Here is a 1,106-nt window from a genome sequence, read left to right on the forward strand (position 1 = left end):
TCGTCTACGTGGACAACGACCCGATCGTGCTGGCCCACGCGGAGGCCCTCCTGACGAGCACGCCGGAGGGCCGCACGGACTATCTCGACCTGGACCTGCGCGACGCCGACGCGATCCTGGAGCGGGCCGCGCAGAGTCTGGACCTCACCCGGCCGGTGGCGCTGATCCTGCTGGGCGTCGTCATCTTCATCGAGGACGACGCCCAGGCGCTCGGGACCGTCCGGCACCTCATGGACGCGCTGCCCGCGGGCAGCCATCTCGTCCTGTCGCACACCGTCACGCGCCCGGACATGCCGGACGTCGACGCGGCGGTGGCGTTCTGGAACGAGCACGGCACGCCCCGGCTGACCCAGCGCACCCCGGAGGCCGTGGCCGGCTTCTTCGACGGCCTGGAGCTGCTCGAGCCGGGTGTCGTCTCGTGCAACCGCTGGCGCCCGCAGGACGGCGGGGCCGCCCTGCCGGACGAGGTGGCCATGTTCGGCGGCGTCGGGCGCAAGGCCTGACGCCGCCGTCCGGCGTCAGGCGCCGCCGTCGACCCGCCGCCCGGCCCGCAACGCGACGGTCTCCCCGCCGAACCGGGCGCGGAAGGTGCGGTCGTGGGAGACCGCGATCACGGCGCCGGGGTACGCGGCGAGCGCCGACTGGAGGTCCTCGACGAGGTCGAGCGCGATGTGGTTGGTCGGCTCGTCGAGGATCAGCAGGTCGGCCGGCCGGGTGACCAGCCGAGCGAGCTGCAACCGCCTGCGCTGGCCCGCCGACAGCGCGGCGACGGGGACGTGCAGGTCCTCCTCGCGGAACAGCCCGAGGGCGAGGAGCCGATCGACGTGCTCGTCCGGCGGACCGGGCCGGCCGGCCGCGAAGGCGTCGAGCAGCGGGAGCCGGGTGGAGTGCGGGGGCAGCTCCTGGGCGAGGTAGCCGGTGCGGGCGGGGCGCCGGGCCGTGCCGGCGTCCGGTTCCAGGTCACCGGCGAGGACGCGCAGCAGGGTCGTCTTGCCCGCCCCGTTCTCCCCGCTGACGAGGATCCGCTGTCCCGGCGCGATCGTCAGCAGCCCCTCCAGGCACAGGCGTTCGCCGACCCGTACGCCGTCGAGCTCGGCCACGGGGCC

2 protein-coding genes are annotated in these 1,106 nt (G+C 75.1%); one reads left to right on the forward strand and one right to left on the reverse strand.

All coding sequences use genetic code 11. The features are described 5' to 3' along the window. Positions 1-503, forward strand: a 503-nt coding sequence (locus tag GTW43_RS25245) for an SAM-dependent methyltransferase (protein ID WP_202501915.1), incomplete at its 5' end; no start/stop codon positions are given. 15 nt (positions 504-518) lie between these two features. On the opposite strand, the gene GTW43_RS25250 is transcribed toward GTW43_RS25245, so the two are convergent. Beyond that, positions 519-1,106, reverse strand: a 588-nt coding sequence (locus tag GTW43_RS25250) for an ATP-binding cassette domain-containing protein (protein ID WP_161304311.1), incomplete at its 5' end; no start/stop codon positions are given.

This window comes from Streptomyces sp. SID5785 (assembly GCF_009870065.1).
GTDB lineage: Bacteria > Actinomycetota > Actinomycetes > Streptomycetales > Streptomycetaceae > Streptomyces.